Here is an 18,759-nt window from a genome sequence, read left to right as displayed (position 1 = left end):
GGAGAGAACGCAGCCTCGCACGCCAAGACGGCACCGCGGTACCCACTGGTTGCATGGATAGGCTGACGGTATGTGCGGTCGATTCGCTGCCAGTACCCGGCCCGAGGACATCGTCGAGCTGTTCGACGTGCGCCAGTGGGACCCGGCCGAGACCATCGAGCCCAGCTGGAACGTGGCCCCGACCGACCCGGTGCTGGCCGTCCTGGAGCGGGTGCCCAAGGGCGGGCCGGAGCCGCTGCGCCAGCTGCGGCGGCTGCGCTGGGGGCTGGTCCCGGCCTGGTCGAGGACGCCGGAGACGGCAGTGAAGATGATCAACGCCCGGGCCGACACCGTGCACGAGAAGCCCGCCTACCGCCAGGCCTTCGCCTCCCGCCGCTGCCTGCTCCCGGTGGACGGCTACTACGAATGGCAGACCATCCGGGCCGAGTCGGGCAAGGGCAAGCCGCGCAAGGTGCCGTACTTCGTGCACCGGGCGGACGGCGCGCCGCTGGCGCTGGCCGGGCTCTACGAGTTCTGGCGGGACCGCTCCCGGCCGTCCGACGACGCGGGCGGCTGGCTGGTCACCTGCACCATCGTGACCACCGAGGCCGAGCCGCTGCTGGCCCCGATCCACGAGCGGATGCCGCTCTTCCTGCAGCCGGAGAGCTTCGACGCCTGGCTGGACCCGGCACTGGACGACTCGGACGAGGCCCGCTCACTGCTGGTCGCGCCGGAGCCCGGGCTGCTGCTGGCCCGGGAGATCGGCTCGGCGGTGGGCAGCATCCGCAACAACCATCCGGGGCTGGTCGAGCCGGTCACCGCCGAGGCCGAAGGGGCGCTGTTCTGATGGCCGACCGTGAGACGGTGGCGACCGACACGGGCGACGCCGCGGTCACCTGGCACCGCGCGGCGGGCCGGGCCCGGCTGGTGCTGGGCCTGGGGCACGGCGCCGGCGGCGGCATCGAGGCACCCGACCTGGTGGCGCTGGCCGCCGCGCTGCCAGCCCGGGGGGTGACGGTGGCGCTGGTCGAGCAGCCCTGGCGGGTGGCCGGCCGCAAGGTCGCCCCGGCCCCGAAGACGCTGGACACCGGCTGGCTCCCGGTGGCGCGGCGGCTGGCCGCCGAGGGGCTGCCGCTGGTGGTCGGCGGGCGCAGCGCCGGCGCCCGGGTGGCCTGCCGCACCGGCGCGGCCGGCGGGGCGGCGGCGGTGCTGGCGCTGGCCTTTCCGCTGCATCCACCGGGCAAGCCGGAGAAGTCCCGGGCCGAGGAGCTGCTCGGAACCGGTCTGCCCACGCTGGTGGTCCAGGGGGAGAAGGACACCTTCGGCACCCCGGCGGAGTTCCCCGGGCTGCCGGCCGGGCACCGGCTGGCCGGGGTGCCGTTCGCCGGGCACGGCTTCGCGGTGCCCAAGAGGGCGTCGCTGAGCCAGCCGGAGGCGCTGGCCCTGGTGGTGCGCTCGGTGGCCGACTGGCTGGACGACCTGGCGCTCTGAGGGTGCGCCGAGGGCGGCCGACCTGCCATTGTGACGCCGCGCTGGAGTCGGCGGGGAGCCGGTGGGCCGTTCGGGTGGTGCGCCGGACGGATCCGTGGGCCGCCGGGAATGCACGGGCGGTGCGCGGGGTTAATCCCATCGTCAGCAGGTGGTCAGGCGGAAAGGCAGCGCACATGGGTTCGATCGCGTGCCCCGAGCGGCCCGAGGAGCGGAACGCGGACAGTGCGTTCCTGCCTTGGTCCGAGTGGGTTGTCGCGGGCGAGAAGTCCGTGAGCCCGATATCCTCGCTTCCGGGCGGGCCCGCGGTGGGTCGTGCCCGCAGTACCGAGGAGGTGGGTCCGGTCGTCGCGACCGAGGACGAGCCGCACGTGGGGCCCGGTGGGGCCGACTTCCCGGCCGGGTCGGAGCCGTCGGGCGGGGAGCCCCTGACTGGAGACGAGCTGGCCGAGGCGATCGGCGAGGACACCTTCCGGGTGTCCTCCGACGAGACCGAGGAGGCCCGGCGCGCCCGCTTCGAGCGTGACGCGCTCGGCTACCTGGACCAGATGTACTCGGCCGCGCTGCGGATGACCCGCAACCCGGCCGACGCCGAGGACCTGCTCCAGGAGGCCTTCGCCAAGGCCTATGCCTCCTTCCACCAGTTCCGTGAGGGCACCAACCTCAAGGCCTGGCTGTATCGCATCCTGACCAACACCTTCATCAACTCGTACCGCAAGAAGCAGCGGGAGCCCCAGCGCACCGCGGCCGAGGAGATCGAGGACTGGCAGCTGGCCCGCGCCGAGTCGCACATGTCGACCGGTCTGCGCTCGGCCGAGACCCAGGCCCTCGACCACCTGCCGGACAGTGATGTGAAGGACGCCCTGCAGGCGATCCCGGAGGAGTTCCGCATCGCGGTCTACCTCGCGGACGTCGAGGGCTTCGCATACAAGGAGATCGCCGACATCATGGGCACCCCCATCGGTACGGTGATGTCCCGACTGCATCGTGGCCGCCGCCAGCTGCGCGGCATGTTGGAGGACTACGCCCGCGAGCGCGGGCTGGTCCCGGCCGGCAGCGGGGCTGGGCGCGAGGCGAAAGGCGCGGGCTCATGAGCTGCGGGAACCCGCATGAGACGGACTGCGGCGAGGTGCTCGACCACCTCTACGAGTTCCTCGACAACGAGATGGCCGAGGGCGACTGCGCCAAGCTGCGCGAGCACTTCGACGAGTGCTCGCCCTGCCTGGAGAAGTACGGGCTGGAGCAGGCCATCAAGGCCCTGATCAAGCGGTCCTGCGGGTGTGACGCCACCCCGGCGGATCTGCGGGCCAAGGTGCTGGCGCGGATCGACACCATCCGGGCCAGCCAGCGCGGCGGCGAGCCGGTGGCCGAGGTCGATCCGAAGGCGCCGGCCCATGGCGAGTCGGGTCTGCTGACGGCCGGCCAGGCGGCGACGCCGACCGAGTGAGCTGACGCCCACCGAGTGAGAGGCGCCTCGAACGGGGGCCCGGGAGCACATGCTCCCGGGCCTCCGTTCGTACGTCTGCGCGCTCGTGCCGATGGTCCGATGGTCCGTCAGTTCGCTTGTGTCACCTGATCGGGTGAGTGTGGGTGGCGGCATGCCGGGTATCGCGCCATGCCGGGCATCGGCACCCCGGCCGCGCCCTATCCTCCGAGGATGAGTCCGGACCCTCCGAGGACGAGTCCGGTGAGGTGGGGAGGCTGAGATCGCTGACGATCGCGGGGGCCGCGCGCTCCCAGAGCGAAAAGCGGCGCCGCTGACCGCGCCCGCCCGCGGATACGTGCTGTTGGTACTGGCGGGGGCGGGGGCCGTGCTGCTGCCGCTCCCGGTCAGCTGGACCGGGCCGGTCGACTGGCCCAGGGTCGCCCTGCTGGCCGGCCTGCACGCCTGCTGGGAGTCGTTCGCCCAGGGCGTGCCCTCCCCGTTCCGGCGCGGCCTCCAGCGGCTCCGAGCCCTGCTGCGCCGCAGCACGCCGCTCAGCGGACCGGAGCCCGCCCCGGGCCCGGGCAGCTTCCTGCCGGTGCTCTTCGCCGGGGTGCTGATGCTGCCGCCGGGCGCCGCGGCGCTGGTCGCACTGCCCGCCATGGCCACCGGGGCCGAACCGGAGCGGCTGCGCCGGGCGTTCAACGCCGCCCAACTGGCCGTCGCCGCCTGGACCGCCGCCGTGCTGTTCCGCCGGCTCGAAGGCCCCCGGCTGCTGCTCGGCGCCCGCTACCCGGCCGCGCTGCTCCCGGCGCTGGTCGCCGTGCTGGCGTTCTGCCTGGTCAACGGCGCCCTGGTGACCGGGGTCCGGCTGCTCGCCGAGCGCCGGGCCGACCGGCGCGGACGCGCCGCGATCGCGCTGCCCGGCCCGGCGGCGCTGCTGCACGCCCTCGGCGGCCTGCTGATGGCGGTGCTCTGGCAGGGCCCGTACGGCGGCTTCGCCGCGGTGCTGGCGCTGCTGCCGCTCTCGGTCTCGGCCTGGGTGCTGGCCCAGGGGCAGCGGGAGTGGTCGGCGCACCGGGCCACCGTGGAGGCGCTGGTGCAGGCCGTGGAGATCAAGGACGCCTACACCCGCGGCCACAGCGAACGGGTCGGCCGGGCCTCGGTGCTGATCGCCGGTCAGCTCGGCATGGCCGGCGAGCGGCTGCGCACCCTGCACTTCGCCGGCACCCTGCACGACGTCGGCAAGCTCGGGGTGGCCACCGAACTGCTGCGCAGGAACGGCCCGTTGACCGAGGCGGAGCGCCGGGCCGTCGAGGTGCACCCGGAGTACGGGCACGAGCTGGTGCGCGGCATCGACTTCCTCGGCGAGGCGCACGCCGCGATCCTGCACCACCACGAGCGGATGGACGGCCGCGGCTATCCGCACGGCCTGGCCGGCGACCGGATCCCCGAGTTCGCCCGGATCATCGCGGTCGCCGACGCCTTCGACTCGATGACCTCCACCCGCTCCTACCGGCGCGGCCGCCCGGTCGCCGAGGCGGTGGCCGAGCTGCGCCGGTGCGCCGGCAGCCAGTTCGACCCGGTGATGGTGGACGCCCTGGTCGCCGCGGTGGACCGGCACGGCTGGCAGCCGGTGCTGCCGGCCGCCGATCCGGCGGACGCCGATGTGCCGGACATCCCGCTCGGGGTGCCGGAACCGGCGCCCCGGGTGAGCGCCGGCGGCGGGCGGTGAGCCGGCCGCCGACCGGGCCGTCCCGCTCGCTGGGGGGTCGGTCGCTGACCGGGGCGTCTCGCTCAGCGGGAAGCGGGGCATCCCGCTCGCCCGGGAGCCGGTTGCTGACCGGCTCGCCCCGACCGGTGGTGACGGGGGCGTCGCTGGTCCGCGCGGCCGCGCTGCTGCTGCTCGCGGCGGCCGTCGCCAAGCTGGTCGCCCGAGGGCTGGCCGAGCCCGAGGTGGCGTGCAGCTTCGCCGCGCTGGTGACCGTCGGCGAGGCGGTGCGGGCCGGCGCGCCCGGCGAGCACGGGCAGGCGCCGCTGGGCGCGGCGGCCGGTCTGGCCTACGCGCTGCTCGGCCCGCTGCACGGGCTGCCCACCGGCCACGGCGTGCTGCAGGTGGTGGCGGTGACCGGGGTCGGCGCGCTGGCCGGCGCGCTGCTGCGGTCGGCCGGCCGGGCGGCTCGGCACCGCGGGCGCGGCGAGCGGCGGGCCACCGTGCCCAGGCCCCGCACCCCCGCCCGCCCGCACACCACGAGCCGCCCGCAGGCCCGCTCCCGGGACCGGCGCGCGGCCGTCTGCGGTGCGCTGCGCTGCCGGGTCCCGGCGGCGGTCGCCTGGGCCGACGGCGCGGCCCGCCGACTGCTCACCGTCGGGTTCGCCGCCACCCTGTTCCAGCCGCTCTACCTCAGCGGCGCGCTGGACCGGATGCCGCTGGCCGGCCCGGCCTACGGCGCGTTCCTGGTGCTGGTGGCCGCGCTGGTCGGCTTGGCCGACGCGGTGCTGGCGACCCTGCAGCAGCCGGGCGGCCGGTTCGGCGCCGTGCTGGAGGACCAGGTGCGCGCGCTGGGCGGGATCGGCTCGGCGATCGCCGCGACCGGCATGCTGGTCAGCCTGGCGGCCGGCGAGGTGGGCCTGTGGGCGCTGCCGGTGTTCTGCCTGCCGCTGCTGCTCGCCCAGGCCTCGTTCCGGCGGGCCGCGGCGGTGCGCGCCACCTACGGCCAGACCATCGCCACCCTGGCCCGGGCCACCGAGGTGGCCGGCTACACCGCCCCGGGCCACGCCCGCCGGGTGGCCGACACCGCCTGCGCGCTCGGCCGTGAGCTGGGCCTGGGCACCCAGCAGCTCGCCCTGCTGGAGTACGCCGCGCTGATGCACGACATCGGCCAGCTCTCGCTGGTCGAGCCGGTGCGCGGCGGGGCCACCGCGGGCCTGCCGGAGCCCGACCAGCAGCGGATCGCCCGGCTGGGCAGCGAGGTGATCCGCTGCACCGGGGTGCCGATCCCGGTGGCCGAGCAGGTGGCGCGCTCGGCCGATCCGCTGACCGGCCCGGACGGCCGGGCCGACCGCACGCTGCCGCTGGCCGCCCGGATCATCCGGGTGGCCAACGCCCACGAGGACCTGGTCGGCCCGGCGGCGGACGACGCGGCGGCGCTGTCCGCCCTGCGCGACGGCGCGGGCCTGACCTACGACCCGGTGGTGGTGGCCGCCCTGGAAAGGCTGCGCGCGGCGGGCGTGGGCCGGTGCACGGTGGCGCGCACCGAAAGCGGGTGAACCCCGGTACGCTCGCCCGCGCCGAGCGGGAACCTCGTGCAGTGAGCGCACCCCACGGCTGCCGTGGTTGGATGCGGTCATAGCGTGGAACTACCGGACCGGGGGCCCGCCGGCTCTCGGCTCCGGCCGACAGCGCAGCTCACCGGACATACCAGGAATCAGTAGGACTCAGCGGGACCGAGCGGACGGGCGGCAGGGCAACGTGAAGATCTTCCACCGGGCACGGCATCGGCCGTCCGCCACCTGGCGGCAGACGACCGACCGGGCCTTCACGCTGATCGGCGACGGGCGGTACGAGGATGCCGGTGCCCTCCTGGTGATGGCGGCCGACCTGGAGCCCTGGCTCTCCGACTCCTGGTTCAACCTGGCCCTGCTGCACAAGTTCCGCCGGGACTGGGAGCAGGCCCGGGTCGCGGGGCTGCGGGCGGTCGCGCTGCTCGACCGTGACCAGGGCGCCCCCGACTGGTGGAACCTGGGCATCACCGCCACCGCCCTGCAGGACTGGCCGCTGGCCCGCCGGGCCTGGCAGGCCTACGGGCTGAAGCTGCCGGGCGGCCCGGCCGCCGAGGGGCCGGTCCGCCTGGACCTGGGCACCACCCCGGTGCGGCTCTCCCCGGAGGGCGAGTCCGAGGTGGTCTGGGGCCGCAGACTGGATCCGGCCAGGGTCGAGGTGCTGTCCATCCCGCTGCCGTCCTCCGGACGCCGCTGGGGCGAGGTGGTGCTGCACGACGGCGCCCCGCACGGCGAGCGGGTGGCGGGCGGGGCCGCGTTCCCGGTCTTCGACGAGATCGAGCTGTGGGCGCCGTCCCCGGTGCCGACCTATGTGGTGCTGCTGCAGGCCGCCACCGAGACGGACCGGGACGCCCTGGAGCGGCTGGTCGCCGAGGCGGGCTACGCGGCCGAGGACTGGACCTCCTCGGTGCGGCTGCTCTGCCGGGCCTGCTCGGAGAGCCGGATGGCCACCGACGACGGCTACACGGTGCACCACGACCCGCATGACGACGGCGACGCCGCGCACCCCGGCCACCTCAGCCACCTGAGCCAGGGCAGCGGGGCCGACGGCTGGCTGACCGAGCGGGAGTGCGGCATCGCCGCGCCCGCCGGGCTGGTCCGGCTGCTGCTGGACCGCTGGGTGGCGGCCTCCCCGACCACCCGGGCCTACCGGGACGTGGAAGAGGTCTGCTGACCGGGCCCCGTAGTCTTTAGGGGTTAGCGAGCACGCGTTACAGGAGCGGACCGATGGCCGAGCAGCACGACGAGCACACCCATGAGCACCACGAGCCGGCCGTCCCGGCCAAGGTGATCGGCGAGGAGCCCGACCTGACCAAGGGCACTGCCCGCCCGATCACCGTGGTCGGCAATCCGGTGCTGCACCGCGAGTGCAAGGTCGTCACCGAGTTCGACGCCGACCTGGCCGCGCTGATCGACGACATGTTCGTCTCGATGTACGCGGCCGAGGGTGTCGGCCTGGCGGCCAATCAGATCGGCGTGGACGCCAAGGTGTTCGTCTACGACTGCCCGGACGACCAGAACGTGCGGCACATCGGGCACATCATCAACCCGGTGCTGGAGGAGCTCCCGGCCGGCCGCCGCCGCACCCTGGACGACGGCAACGAGGGCTGCCTGTCGGTGCCCACCGCCTACGCCGAGCTGCCCCGGCCCGACTTCGCCGTGGTGACCGGCCAGGACAAGGACGGCAACTCCATCCGGGTGGAGGGCACCGGCTTCTTCGCCCGCTGCCTGCAGCACGAGACCGACCACCTGAACGGCTACCTCTACATCGACCGGCTCTCCAAGCGGGCCCGCAAGGACGCGCTGCGGCAGATGGCCGAGGGCACCCCGCGGTACGCGACCGTGCCCAACGAGGCCTGACGAACCGCCAGGAAGGCTGCGGGACGCTGCGGTTGACCAGGTCGCCGCAAGTCGCGACCAGCGGACGGGCCGGCCACCCACCAGGGCGGCCGGCCCGTTCCGCATTACGCCGTCGAGGTGATGAGGGACCGTCACAGCCCATCCGTGCAGCCGGACGTGCCGTGTCAGGGCGGCCGATTGCCAACCGTGCTGACTATGGTTCGGGGCAGTCGAATAGGCAACCATGCCTTACCCGAAACCAAAGGGGTGGGATTTCCCTCATGCCCAGTCGTCTGGTGGGCGGCACCGCTGCCGCAGTCCTGTTGGCCGCTGCGAGCCTGACGGCGGTGTCCGCGCCCGCGGCTCAGGCCGGGACCGGCGGGAGCCGGACCGTCGACTACTACGGCTACCGGCTGCAGGTGCCGGCCGGGTGGCAGGTGGTCGACCTGGCGCAGGACCCGCGCGCCTGCGTCCGCTTCGACAAGAACACGGTCTACCTCGGCACCCCCGGTGCCGACGAGGACTGCCCGGCCCACCTGGTCGGACGCACCGACGCCGTGCTGATCCAGCCGGTGCCGCACCCGAACGCGTTCAGCCCGGCCGCGCCGGTGGTCGACCCGGGCACGGCGGTGCCGGCCGGGATCGTGGCCGCGGGCGCGCACACGCATGAGATCCGGGTCCAACTGCGCGGCACCGGCCTGCAGTTGACCGCGACGTATGGCAAGGCCCCGGCGCAGGTGAATGGCATCCTGGCAGGCGCCACCGTGGTCGCCGGCGCAGCCCCCGCCCCGGCCGCGGCTCCGAGCCCGACGGCCAAGAGCGGCACCGCGACCGTGGCGCCCGACACCGACATCACCGGCAGCGCCTTCGACACCTGCTCCGCGCCGTCCGTCTCGCAGCTGAACTCCTGGATGTCGGACCCCGACAACCCCTACCGGGGCGTCGGGTTCTACCTCGGCGGCAGCACCGCCTGCGCGGGCGGCAACGTCAGCCCGAGCTGGGTCTCCTCCCTGGCGGCCTCGGGCTGGTCCTTCCTGCCGCTCTACGTCGCTCCCTCCGCCTCCGCCCTCCCGGGCGACCCGTCCGCCGCCCGCAGCCAGGGCGCGGCGGACGCGGCGGACGCCATCGGCAAGGCACAGGCGCTGGGCTTCGGAGCGGGCTCCGTGGTCTACAACGACCTGGAGGGCTACGACTCCAGCCTCTACCGGACCCAGGTGCTGAACTACCTGAGCGGCTGGAGCGACGAGGTGCGCGGCCAGTCCTTCCGGGCGGGCGCCTACGTCGGTGGTGACAGCGGCGTCCAAGACCTCGCCGCCAACTACGACAACACCGCGTACTCGGAGCCCGACGTGCTCTGGTCGGCGGCCTGGAGCACCCAGGCGGACACCTCCGACGCCGGCATGATGCTGAGCGCGTACGGCTCGAACTACTGGCCGGGCGGTCGCCGCGTCCACCAGTACTCCGGCAACGTCACGGAGACCTACGGCGGCGTCTCGGTGCAGATCGACGGCGACGCCGCCACCGTGAACTCCTAGGCCTCCAGCAGCACCGTGCGGGCCGGCCGGCGCACACCTACGGCGTTGCCGACTGAAGCTGTGACCGGCTGACCCGGTGATGACGCTGCCCCCTGCCGGCCTCGGGCCGGCAGGGGGCAGCGGTGCTTCGGGCTGGGCAGCGGCGCCTCGGCCTAGAAGTCGTCGTCGAAGGCGACCGAGCCCTCGACGGCGACCTGGTAGGCGGAGACCCGGCGCTCGAAGAAGTTGGTCAGCTCCTGGACGTTCTGCAGCTCCATGAAGCCGAACGGGTTGGTCGAGCCGTAGCGGATCGGCATGCCCAGGCGGGCCAGGCGCTGGTCGGCGACCGCCTCCAGGTACTGCCGCATCGACTCGGTGTTCATCCCCGGCAGGCCGTCACCGCAGAGGTCCTGGGCGAACTGCAGCTCGGCCTCGACCGCCTGCTCCAGCATCTCGGTGACCTGCTGGGCCATCTTGTCGTCGAAGAGGTCGGGCTCCTCCTCGCGGACCGTGTCCACCACCGACATGGCGAAGTCCATGTGCATGGACTCGTCGCGGAACACCCAGTTGGTGCCGGTCGCCAGGCCGTGCAGCAGACCGCGCGACCGGAACCAGTAGACGTAGGCGAAGGCGCCGTAGAAGAACAGGCCCTCCACGCAGGCCGCGAAGCAGATCAGGTTGAGCAGGAAGGCCCGGCGGTCCTCCTTGCTCTGCAGCGACTCCAGGTGGTCGACCGCGTTCATGTACGTGAAGCAGAACTGCGCCTTCTGGTGGATGGAGGGGATGTTCTCCACCGCCGCGAAGGCCGCCGCGCGGTCGTCCGGGTCGGGCAGGTAGGTGTCCAGCAGGGTCAGGTAGAACTGGACGTGCACCGCCTCCTCGAACAGCTGCCGGGAGAGGTAGAGCCGGGCCTCGGGGGAGTTGATGTGCTTGTAGAGGCTCAGCACCACGTTGTTGGCGACGATCGAGTCACCGGTGGCGAAGAAGGCGACCAGCCGGCCGATCAGGTGCCGCTCGCCCTCGCTCAGCTTGGCGAGGTCGGCGACGTCGGAGTGCAGGTCCACCTCCTCCACGGTCCAGGTGTTCTTGATCGCGTCCCGGTACCGGTCGTAGAACGACGGGTAGCGCATCGGACGCAGCGTCAGCTCGAAGCCGGGGTCGAGCAGCATCTTGCGATCGTGGCTCACAGCCAGCGCGGAGCGCTGTCCGTCAGGGGTGGTGGTCGGGTGACGGGAGGGCATTACTGGCAGGCCTCGCAGGACTCGGGGTTCTCCAGGGAGCAGGCGATGGCGTCCTGCTCGGCCTGGGTCATGGTGGGGGTGCCCGCGGCGGAGCCGCCGAGCGACGGGGTCGGCGCGGCGGTGCGGGTGGCACCGGAGGCGGCCTGGGCGATCCGGGTGGCCGGGCGCGACCGCAGGTAGTAGGTGGTCTTCAGACCGACCTTCCAGGCGTACGCGTACATCGAGCTCAGCTTGCCGATGGTCGGCGCCGCCATGAACAGGTTCAGCGACTGGCTCTGGTCGATGTACGGCTGCCGGGCGGCGGCCAGGTCGATCAGGGCGCGCTGCGGCAGCTCCCAGGCGGTGCGGTACAGCGAACGAACCTCCTCGGGCAGCCAACTCAGCTCCTGCACCGAGCCGTTGGCGTCGCGCAGGGCGTCCCGGGTCTGCTGGTCCCAGACGCCCAGCTCCTTGAGGTCCTTCACCAGGTACGGGTTGACCTGCAGGAATTCGCCGGACAGGGTCTCGCGCTTGAACAGGTTGGAGACCTGCGGCTCGATGCACTCGTAGACGCCGGCGATCGAGGCGATGGTCGCGGTCGGGGCGATGGCCAGCAGCAGCGAGTTGCGCAGGCCGGTCTCGGCGATCCGGGCCCGCAGCTCGGCCCAGCGGTCGGCCCACTGCTGGGTGGCGCTGCCGAAGTGGTCGATGTGCAGCTGGCCGCGGGCCGCGCGGGTCTCGCCGTACGCCTCGTGGCGGCCGAACTCCTCGGCCAGCTCGCTGGAACGCTGGTAGGCGGTGAGCATGATCCGCTCGGCGATCAGCGTGGACATCTGCTTGGCCTCGGCGGAGTCGAAGTCCAGGCGCAGCTTGAAGAAGACGTCCTGAAGGCCCATCACGCCCAGACCCACCGGCCGCCAGCGGGAGTTGGAGGCGCCGGCCTCCTTGGTCGGGTAGAAGTTGATGTCGATGACCCGGTCCAGGAAGGTCACGGCGGTGCGCACGGTGGCGTCCAGCCGCTCCCAGTCCATCGCGTTCAGCAGGTCGTCGGCCGACGCACCGTCAGCGAGGTGGGCGCCCAGGTTGATCGAGCCCAGGTTGCAGACCGCGGTCTCGGAGTCGTCGGTGACCTCCAGGATCTCGGTGCACAGGTTGGAGGAGTGCACCGTGCGGCCCGGCAGCGCGGTCTGGTTGGCGGCCCGGTTGGAGGCGTCCTTGAAGGTCATCCAGCCGTTGCCGGTCTGCGCCAGGGTGCGCATCATCCGGGCGTACAGGGTCTGCGCGGGGATGGTGCGGACGGCCTTGCCGGACTGCTCGGCCTTCAGGTAGGCCGCGTCGAACTCCTCGCCCCACAGGTCGACCAGCTCCGGCACGTCGGCCGGGGAGAACAGCGACCAGTCCTGGTCGGCGTTCACCCGGCGCATGAACTCGTCCGGGATCCAGTGCGCCAGGTTGAGGTTGTGGGTCCGGCGGGCCTCCTCGCCGGTGTTGTCGCGCAGTTCGAGGAACTCCTCGATGTCCGCGTGCCAGGTCTCCAGGTAGACGCAGGCCGCGCCCTTGCGCCGGCCGCCCTGGTTGACCGCCGCCACCGAGGAGTCCAGGGTGCGCAGGAACGGCACGATGCCGTTGGACTTGCCGTTGGTGCCGCGGATCAGGCTGCCGCGCGAGCGGATCCGGCTGTAGGACAGGCCGATGCCGCCGGCGTGCTTGGAGAGCCGGGCGATCTGGGCGTAGCGCTCGTAGATCGAGTCCAGGTTGTCCAGCGGCGAGTCCAGCAGGTAGCAGCTGGACATCTGCGGGTGCCGGGTGCCGGAGTTGAACAGCGTGGGGGAGCTGGTCAGGTATTCCAGACGGCTCATCAGGCGGTAGAGCTCGGCGACCTCGGCCACCGACTGCTCGCTGTCGCCCACCGCGAGGCCGGCGGCCACCCGGAGCAGGAAGTACTGCGGGGTCTCGACCACCTTGCGGGTGATCGGGTGGCGCAGCAGGTAGCGGGACTGCACGGTGCGCAGCCCGAAGTACTCGAAGCGGTCGTCGCCCTTCGGGTCGACCAGCGCGTCGAAGGCGGCCGCGTGCTTGGCCACCAGGTCGGCGGTGGTGTCGCCGATCAGCCCCTCGGCGTGGCCGACGGCGATCGAGGCGGCGAACGAGACGGCGCCCTGGGAGACGGCCTCGTCGGTGATCTCCTGGGCCAGCAGTCGGGCGGCCAGCTTCGAGTACTGGGGGTCCTCGGCGATCATCGAAGCGGCGGCGTCCACGGCCAGCCCGCGCAGCTCGGCGAAGTCCGAGCCGGCGTGGCGGCCGCGCAGCGCGGCGGCGGCGACGTGGCCGGGGTCCACCTGGGGGAGGTCGGCGCTCCGGTCGGTGAGGAGCCGCAGGAGCTCCGCACCGGGGTCGGACTGGGCGGCGTCGGCGAGGCCCTGTGAGGGCAGGGCAACTGAGGCGGCGACGGTCAAGGCGCACTCTCTCCTGTGACGGCGGACTGGGGGTGTCCGAGCTCACGGAGGCAGGGCAGGCCGACGCGCCGGATCGTCAGGCGCGCATCGCCCCCCTGGCCCACCCGCGAGGCCCGGACGGTGGAACAGTGCTTGCAAGGCCTTGGCGGGAAGGCCGGGTGGCACACCGTCGGCAGGCCCTCGGACTCGCGGGCAGGCGCCCGCACACCGCTGCGGGGCAGTCCCGGATTCGCACCGGGTTCCCCTGCGTCGACAGCGGAAGTGAGCATACATCTAGTGGCGGGTGAGGTTTGCAGGCCCAGATGTAGTGCCGTGGCCCGTGTCGGCCCGCTTGCCGACTGCGAGCGGACTGTGCTTGGCGCGCCCTCGGTACGGACGGTGTCGGCACGTACTAGAGTCTTCCCTCGCCAAGGAGTCGAACTGGCTTTCGCGGGGGGTTGGACATGAGGCGTGGCCGTTTTCCATCGGCCTGGCAGGGCCGGTCGGTCTGGCGACTGGCCCGATCGGCGGTGGCCGCGCTGGCGCTGCTCGGCGGTGTGCAGAGCGGGCTGGCCGGCACCGCGCAGGCGGCGACGGCGGCATCGCTGTGCACCTCGGCCAACGGCCCGTTCGCCACGGCCACCGTGGGCGGCGGGCTCTACCAGATCATGCCCGACGAGTGGAACTCGTCGGCCGAGGTCTGCATGAGCAGTGACGGCGGTGCCGACTTCACCGTCACCAGCAGCGCTCTCAGCAGCGCCACCAATGCCCAGACCGGGGCACCGGGGGCCTATGCGCGGATCTCCTACCTGCCGCGCGCCAACCGACTCCCCACCCCCGTGGCCACCATGGGCGACACCCTGACCAGCTGGCAGACCACTACCGGCGCCCCCGGGCAGTACGACGTGTCCTATGACATCTGGTACGCGGACAGCGCCACCGGCTGCGGTCCGACCACGTCGCACGAGCTGATGATCTGGCTCAACCGGCAGCAGGGACCGGTCCCGCTGGGCAGCGCCGGGCCGCAGGTCACCCTCGGCGGGCGGGCCTACCAGGTCTACGAGTACCAGTCGGCGAGCACCGGCAAGCAGGTGATCAGCTACCTGATGACCAACCCGACCAACTCGGTCTACGACCTCAACCTGCGCACCGTCACCGCCGACGCCGTGGTGCGCGGCTATGTGCCGGCCAACGGTGAACTCTGCTCGGTGCAGGCGGGCTTCGAGATCTGGAACGGTGGCGCGGGACTGGCCACCAACTCCTTCTCCTACCAGCCGGCCGTCGGCCTGCCGACCGGCAATGTGACGTCCGGGGTCCCGGGCAAGTGCCTCGACGGCGGGAACAACGCGCCCGACCCCACCGCCACCGCCCTGCCCGCCGACCTGTGGAGCTGCGCCGGCACGGCCGGCCAGAGCTGGACGGTCGGCAACGACGGCACCGTCCAGGCGCTCGGCAAGTGCCTGGACGTCACCGGCGGCGCCACCACGCCCGGCACGCCGGTGGAGCTCTGGCCCTGCAACGGCCGCGGCTCGCAGGTGTGGGAGCAGAACGGCAGGACGCTGGTGAACCCGGAGTCCGGCCTCTGCCTCACCGACCCCTCGGCCTCGGCCGCGGACGGCACCCGGCTGGTCCTGTCGACCTGCGGCGGCGCCGGGCAGGACTGGCGCTACCCGTACGACGGGCAGCCGATCTGGAGCTCGTTCACCAACAAGACCACCAACCTGTGCCTGAGCGGCGGGACCGACAACCCCGCCTCGGTCTCCCTGCACGGCTGCACCTCCTCGCCCAGCCCGGCGCAGAACTGGCAGCTCGTCAACGACGGCACCCTGCGGGTCTCCACCGGTTCCTGCCTGGACGCCGGCAGCGCCGGGACCGACGGAAGCACCGTCCAGCTGGCCCCGTGCTCCGGCGCGGCCACCCAGCAGTGGCTGCTGTCGCCGGACGGCTACCTGCAAAACCCCGGCTCCGGCAAGTGCCTGGACGACCCGCGCTCCACCGCCGTCCCGGGCACCCCGCTGGACCTGTGGACCTGCAACGGCACCGGCGCCCAGGTCTGGTACTCGGCGGCCTGACCGAGCGCTGGGCCGCCGACCGCACTCAGGCTCGCAGCGGCGGCGGCCGATGGCCTACGATTTCGGCTCATGAGCGAGGGGAACCAGACGCCGGCCGGCTGGCCGCAGCAGCCCGCCCAGCCAGGGCCAGCGGGGCCGGGGCCGTCGGCACCGGGCGGTGGATTCGGTCCGCCGCCCGCGTCCTACGGTCCGCCGCAGCCGTCATCGGGCCGGCCGCCGGTCCCCGGGCAGCAGCAGGCCGGCCCGCCCTGGAACGCCGCCGCCCAGCAGCCGGCGCCGCCGTCCTTCGCCGCGCCGGGCGCCGAGTTGGAGCGCCCGGACTGGGAGGCGATGGCCGACGCGCAGGAGGTCCAGGCGCGCAAGCGGACCCGGGTGAGGGTGGCGGTCTGGTCGCTGGTCGGCCTGGTGCTGGTCGGTGGCGTGGTCGCCACCGCGGTGGTGCTGACCAAGGAGAAGAAGCCGAGCCACCCGGTCACCCAGCCGACCTCCCCGGCATCGCCGGTGACCTCGGCCGGCCCGAAGCCGACCGCCTCGACCGGTGGCGGCGGGGACGATCCGAGCAAGCCGCTCTGGGACGCCGCCACCGACAGCGCCCCGATCACCCCCGACAGCCTCTTCCCGGAGCAGACCGTCACGGTGAACGGCGCGACCTGGACCAAGACCGCCGGCACCGTGACCCAGCCCTGCTGGGACGCCACGACCGGTGGACTGGGCGCGGTGCTCGGCGACCAGGCGTGCCGTCAGGTCGTCCGGGTCACCTATGTGTCGGGCAACAGCGCCGTGACCCTGGGCATCGCCGTTTTCGACCACAAAATACAGGCGGACAACTCCCTGAAGAACTACAAGGGCAACATCATGGGCCTGTCGGCCCAGGGCTCGCCCCAGTTCTGCATCACGGTCGGCTGCACCAACACCCATGGCACGCTGGGGCGGTACGGATACATGACCGTGGAGGGCTCGGCGAAGCCGGGCGGGACCGCTCCGGACGGCAACGCGACGGCGGCGGCCTCCGGCTTCGACGACTACATGAAGAAGCGGCTGATGACGCGGGTCAAGTCGTCCTGACGCACCATCGGGCGATGCCGGGCCAGGGGGGGAGTGCCGGGCGCCCGGCACTCGCCTGAGAAGCTTCCCCGGAGCTTGTCGATCCGGAGGAGTGAAGGTGGGACTGCCGCGGCTGTCGCGAACGTGGACCGGTGCGTTGAGCTGCACCGTGCTGGTGCTGACGGTGGCCGCGGCCTGCGCGCTGGAGGGCGCCAGCCCCGGTGACCGGCCGGCGGCCAGCGGGGGGCAGCTCGGCACGGTCCGGGCGCTGCCGCCCGGGGCCGGCGCCGACCTCCTCAAGCGCGACCCCAAGGCCAGCCCGCAGGCCCGCGCGGTCTACCAGTTCCTCGCCGACCTCGAGCAGGGTGCCCGGGCCGGAAAGACCCCGGGCACGGTGATCGGGCAGCACATAGAGGCGCAGAACGAGCTCTACAACGTCGACTACGGGGACTACGAGGGCATCAAGGGCGTCGGCTACTACTACAAGAAGGCCGCCGACATCACCGGCAAGCTGCCGGGCTTCGTGGAGACCGACCTCGGTCCTGGCTACGGCCAGAGCAGTTGGGGCGTGGGCGACCCGCGCACCTATTCCGCCGGCAAGTGGCCCACCTGCTCCTCCAAGTGGCAGTACACCGACGACGAGGTGGACCTGCTGGCCGCCGTCTGGCTGGGCCATCCCAGGGCCCAGGACGGCACCTACGGCACCAGCGGCACCCAGCAGAACTGCGACGGCAGCACCACCACCATCCCCGACAACGGCGGCGCGCCGGCCGGGATCGTCGGCATGTCCTTCCACGAGCCGTACCCGGGCTCGCCGGTCAAGTCGTTCGACCGGGTGCTCTGCCGCAACTCACCGGCCGCCACCGACCCCAACTGGTTCTCCAGGGTGGTGGACGCCACGCACAGGACCCCGGAGTACCAGGCCCTGGTCCAGGACCTGTCGTACGTGGCCGACCACCTGCAGTACCTGGCCGAGCACGACATCCCGGTGATCTTCCGCCCGTACCACGAGATGAACTCCACCGGCTGCGGCGACGGCTTCTGGTGGTCCGGGCAGAAGCCCGCGGACTACCAGGCGCTGTGGCGGATCACCTACGACTACCTGGTGAAGACCAGGGGACTGCACAACCTCGTCTTCGCCTGGACGCCGGTCTCCTGGGACGGCGCGCCCGGCGTCGACCCGTGGAACTACTACCCGGGCGACCAGTACGTCGACCTGGTCGGGGTGGACGACTACAGCGGCAGCCCCGCACACCCGATCGGCACCGGCGAGGTGTGGACCAAGCGCTACTACGACGGCCTGGCGGCCTACAAGAAGCCGCGGATCATGGCCGAGTCCTTCGCCGTGCCGGTCAACTCCCGCCAGCCCGACACCCTGCAGCGCACGCCCTGGACCCTGTGGACGGTCTGGGGGCAGTCCCTGACGTCGGGAAACCTGCACCCCGACGCCATCAGCAACTCCAACGCCGATGTGAAGGCGAGCTATGACGCTCCGACGGCGATCACCGGTGGAGCGGCGGCCTACTCCTCGTCCACCGACTGGAGTTCACTGCACGTGAGGTGAGCCCCATAACAATTGGCCTGTGATCACGGACTCGGGGCCTTCACAACCGGGCCGCTGTGGCACTCTGTGCCTGATATCTGTTCGGGTCCGGGGAGGCAGGCGTGCGTTCGGGGGAACTGGCACCGTCGGGAGCGGTGCGATCGGCGGGCTGGGTGGCGGCCGGCTGGGCCGTGGTGCTGCTCGGCTGGTCGGCCTACAACTGCTTCGTCCAGGTCGGGTTCCCCACCTTCGTCGAGGGCGTCTTCTACTACGGCGGCGACGCCATGAAGGCGGAGACCGGCGACCTCAACTACGCGGTGGCCTACCTGGTCGGCGCTGCCATGATCCTGCGCGGCCGGGACTGGGCGCGCGGGATCCTGGTCGGTGTGGCCCTGGTCGAGGGCTACAACCGGGTGCGGAGCCTGACCGGGGCGCTCTTCGACAAGCCGCAGCGGGTGTGGTTCACCGGCACCACCGAGGGGATGCTCAAGCTGGTGACCTTCGGGCTGGGCGTGCTGGTGGCCGGCTTCCTGATCGTGGTGCTGCTCCGCTCGCTGATGGGTGATCGGGCGGTGGCCGGCTGGGCGCCCGCGCCCTCGCAGTGGGCGGCGCCCGCGCAGCCGCCGTTCGCCGCGCAGCCGCCCGCTCCTGCTCCCGCGCCCGCTCCCTGGCCGAGCCAGCCGCAGCAGCTCCAGCCCCAGCCGCCGGCACCCTGGCAGCAGCAGCCGCCTCAGCAGGCGTCGCAGCCGATGCCGCCTCAGCCGCCCCAGCAGGCGCAGCCGCAGTGGGGTGGCCCGGTGCCGCCCTCCCCGCCGTACCCGGCGCCGCCCGCGCCACCGGCCCGGCCGACGGGTGAGCCGACGTCGTTCCTGATCAGGCCCCCCGAGGCCGAGCCGCCGCGCCAGCAAGGGTAGGCTGGC

At 72.9% G+C, this 18,759-nt stretch carries 15 protein-coding genes and 1 riboswitch; of the genes, 13 read left to right on the top strand and 2 right to left on the bottom strand.

Annotated elements, in window-relative coordinates; genetic code table 11:
• Nucleotides 1-70 precede the first annotated feature (70 nt).
• From E6W39_RS16380 to E6W39_RS16340, 9 genes are all read left to right on the top strand, one after another.
• Nucleotides 71-826 carry an SOS response-associated peptidase gene (locus E6W39_RS16380; protein ID WP_141634152.1) on the top strand — a complete coding sequence of 252 codons (756 nt, stop codon included), beginning with the start codon at nucleotides 71-73 and terminating at the stop codon, nucleotides 824-826.
• Nucleotides 826-1,470 (top strand): alpha/beta hydrolase family protein, encoded by a 645-nt coding sequence (locus E6W39_RS16375; protein WP_141634151.1) that lies wholly within the window; start codon nucleotides 826-828, stop codon nucleotides 1,468-1,470. The genes E6W39_RS16380 and E6W39_RS16375 overlap by 1 nt, the downstream gene beginning before the upstream one ends.
• Before the next feature lie 440 nt (nucleotides 1,471-1,910).
• Complete coding sequence (locus E6W39_RS16370; RefSeq protein ID WP_180356893.1) at nucleotides 1,911-2,561, top strand: sigma-70 family RNA polymerase sigma factor; 651 nt, start codon at nucleotides 1,911-1,913, stop codon at nucleotides 2,559-2,561.
• A complete protein-coding gene (gene rsrA / locus E6W39_RS16365; RefSeq protein WP_141634149.1) occupies nucleotides 2,558-2,914 on the top strand; it encodes a mycothiol system anti-sigma-R factor in 357 nt (118 codons plus the stop codon). The genes E6W39_RS16370 and rsrA overlap by 4 nt, the downstream gene beginning before the upstream one ends.
• A gap of 334 nt (nucleotides 2,915-3,248) precedes the next feature.
• Nucleotides 3,249-4,625, top strand: a complete 1,377-nt coding sequence (locus E6W39_RS16360; RefSeq protein ID WP_228718183.1) for an HD-GYP domain-containing protein — start codon at nucleotides 3,249-3,251, stop codon at nucleotides 4,623-4,625.
• A 101-nt stretch (nucleotides 4,626-4,726) separates the two neighbouring features.
• Nucleotides 4,727-6,160 (top strand): HD-GYP domain-containing protein, encoded by a 1,434-nt coding sequence (locus E6W39_RS16355; RefSeq protein ID WP_228718182.1) that lies wholly within the window; start codon nucleotides 4,727-4,729, stop codon nucleotides 6,158-6,160.
• Between the two features lie 202 nt (nucleotides 6,161-6,362).
• A complete protein-coding gene (locus E6W39_RS16350; protein ID WP_141634148.1) occupies nucleotides 6,363-7,346 on the top strand; it encodes a tetratricopeptide repeat protein in 984 nt (327 codons plus the stop codon).
• Between the two features lie 53 nt (nucleotides 7,347-7,399).
• Nucleotides 7,400-8,032, top strand: coding sequence for a peptide deformylase (gene def, locus E6W39_RS16345; RefSeq protein WP_141634147.1), 633 nt, complete (start codon nucleotides 7,400-7,402; stop codon nucleotides 8,030-8,032).
• A 260-nt stretch (nucleotides 8,033-8,292) separates the two neighbouring features.
• On the top strand, nucleotides 8,293-9,546 hold the full coding sequence (locus E6W39_RS16340; protein ID WP_141634146.1) for a DUF1906 domain-containing protein: 1,254 nt from the start codon (nucleotides 8,293-8,295) through the stop codon (nucleotides 9,544-9,546).
• A 152-nt stretch (nucleotides 9,547-9,698) separates the two neighbouring features.
• Here E6W39_RS16340 and E6W39_RS16335 read toward each other — a convergent pair whose 3' ends face one another.
• Both E6W39_RS16335 and E6W39_RS16330 read right to left on the bottom strand, forming a co-directional pair.
• A complete protein-coding gene (locus tag E6W39_RS16335) occupies nucleotides 9,699-10,694 on the bottom strand; it encodes a ribonucleotide-diphosphate reductase subunit beta (RefSeq protein WP_141634145.1) in 996 nt (331 codons plus the stop codon).
• Between the two features lie 71 nt (nucleotides 10,695-10,765).
• Nucleotides 10,766-13,177, bottom strand: a complete 2,412-nt coding sequence (locus tag E6W39_RS16330) for a ribonucleoside-diphosphate reductase subunit alpha (RefSeq protein ID WP_228718676.1) — start codon at nucleotides 13,175-13,177, stop codon at nucleotides 10,766-10,768.
• Between the two features lie 178 nt (nucleotides 13,178-13,355).
• A riboswitch (cobalamin riboswitch) is annotated at nucleotides 13,356-13,476 on the bottom strand.
• Between the two features lie 168 nt (nucleotides 13,477-13,644).
• Here E6W39_RS16330 and E6W39_RS16325 point away from each other — a divergent pair.
• The 4 genes from E6W39_RS16325 to E6W39_RS39380 all read left to right on the top strand — a co-directional run bounded on the left by E6W39_RS16325 (nucleotide 13,645) and on the right by E6W39_RS39380 (nucleotide 18,753).
• Nucleotides 13,645-15,252 carry a ricin-type beta-trefoil lectin domain protein gene (locus tag E6W39_RS16325; RefSeq protein WP_141634143.1) on the top strand — a complete coding sequence of 536 codons (1,608 nt, stop codon included), beginning with the start codon at nucleotides 13,645-13,647 and terminating at the stop codon, nucleotides 15,250-15,252.
• A 69-nt stretch (nucleotides 15,253-15,321) separates the two neighbouring features.
• Nucleotides 15,322-16,317, top strand: coding sequence for a hypothetical protein (locus E6W39_RS16320; protein WP_141634142.1), 996 nt, complete (start codon nucleotides 15,322-15,324; stop codon nucleotides 16,315-16,317).
• A gap of 97 nt (nucleotides 16,318-16,414) precedes the next feature.
• Nucleotides 16,415-17,860 carry a glycoside hydrolase family 26 protein gene (locus tag E6W39_RS16315; RefSeq protein ID WP_141634141.1) on the top strand — a complete coding sequence of 482 codons (1,446 nt, stop codon included), beginning with the start codon at nucleotides 16,415-16,417 and terminating at the stop codon, nucleotides 17,858-17,860.
• A gap of 101 nt (nucleotides 17,861-17,961) precedes the next feature.
• Nucleotides 17,962-18,753 carry a hypothetical protein gene (locus E6W39_RS39380; RefSeq protein ID WP_181799293.1) on the top strand — a complete coding sequence of 264 codons (792 nt, stop codon included), beginning with the start codon at nucleotides 17,962-17,964 and terminating at the stop codon, nucleotides 18,751-18,753.
• The last annotated feature ends 6 nt before the right edge of the window (nucleotides 18,754-18,759 follow it).

It is taken from the genome of Kitasatospora acidiphila, assembly GCF_006636205.1.
GTDB lineage: Bacteria > Actinomycetota > Actinomycetes > Streptomycetales > Streptomycetaceae > Kitasatospora > Kitasatospora acidiphila.
Note: the sequence above shows the minus strand (reverse complement) of the source record. Positions and strands in the feature narration are given on the sequence as shown.

Bases quoted from the DNA above. Each gene is read 5' to 3' on its own strand.
- E6W39_RS16380 (WP_141634152.1), top strand. From the start codon at position 71: ATGTGCGGTCGATTCGCTGCCAGTACCCGGCCCGAGGACATCGTCGAG.
- E6W39_RS16375 (WP_141634151.1), top strand. From the start codon at position 826: ATGGCCGACCGTGAGACGGTGGCGACCGACACGGGCGACGCCGCGGTC.
- rsrA (WP_141634149.1), top strand. From the start codon at position 2,558: ATGAGCTGCGGGAACCCGCATGAGACGGACTGCGGCGAGGTGCTCGAC.
- def (WP_141634147.1), top strand. From the start codon at position 7,400: ATGGCCGAGCAGCACGACGAGCACACCCATGAGCACCACGAGCCGGCC.
- E6W39_RS16340 (WP_141634146.1), top strand. From the start codon at position 8,293: ATGCCCAGTCGTCTGGTGGGCGGCACCGCTGCCGCAGTCCTGTTGGCC.
- E6W39_RS16335 (WP_141634145.1), bottom strand. From the start codon at position 10,694: ATGCTGCTCGACCCCGGCTTCGAGCTGACGCTGCGTCCGATGCGCTAC.
- E6W39_RS16325 (WP_141634143.1), top strand. From the start codon at position 13,645: ATGAGGCGTGGCCGTTTTCCATCGGCCTGGCAGGGCCGGTCGGTCTGG.
- E6W39_RS16320 (WP_141634142.1), top strand. From the start codon at position 15,322: ATGAGCGAGGGGAACCAGACGCCGGCCGGCTGGCCGCAGCAGCCCGCC.